Origin of the sequence: Pseudomonas sp. Sample_9, assembly GCF_004307535.1 — a bacterium.
Classification (GTDB): Bacteria; Pseudomonadota; Gammaproteobacteria; order Pseudomonadales; family Pseudomonadaceae; genus Aquipseudomonas; species Aquipseudomonas mercuritolerans.
Window position 1 is genome coordinate 1 of sequence record NZ_RAZO01000469.1, and the last position, 720, is coordinate 720.

Here is a 720-nt window from a genome sequence, read left to right on the forward strand (position 1 = left end):
CCTCGGTTCTGCTGCTGTTGTGTGCTGCGTTGCTGCTGCCGATGACGGCGGTCGCGCGCCTGCCCGGGCCGCTGCAAGCCGTGCCGGCGAGCAAGGTTCGCGACCTCTCGGACATTCGCAGCAGCCGCGTGTTGCGAGTGTTGGTCAATCAGAGCCGCAACAGCTCCGGCGAGGTCCAGGGCCAAGCCATCGGTGTCGAGTACCACCGACTGCGCGCGTTCGAGCAATACCTCAATGGCCATGCTCGTGACGGCCAGGAAGTCACCCTCAAGATCATTCCCAAAGCCAAGGATCAATTGCTCGGCGCCTTGCAGCGCGGCGAAGGCGACATGGTCGCTCCCGGTGAACTGCTCGATCTGCCATCGGGCTATGCAGTGGCCAGCAGTGAGCCGATTGCCAGCAACGTGCCGCTGGTGCTGGTCGGCATCAAGGGCCAGCGCCGTTACACCAAGGTCGAGCAACTGTCCGGCAAAACCCTGGCGCTGCCCACCGGTAGTGCGGCGGGGGAGGTGGTCAGTCAGCTCAACCAGAAACTGGCGCTGCACAAACTGGCGCCGATCAACATCGAATGGGTCGACCCGACGCTGGCGGTGGAGGATGTGCTGGAGATGGTTCAGGGCGGGATTTTCCACCTGACCATCGTCGAGCAACCGATTGCCGAACGCTGGGGCAAGATCCTGCCGAAGCTGCGCCTCGATCGGCAACTGAGCCTCGGCGAGC

At 63.9% G+C, this 720-nt stretch carries 1 pseudogene; it reads left to right on the top strand.

The features are described 5' to 3' along the window. Positions 1–720: pseudogene (locus tag D6877_RS26970) on the top strand (lytic transglycosylase F); the annotation flags it as partial.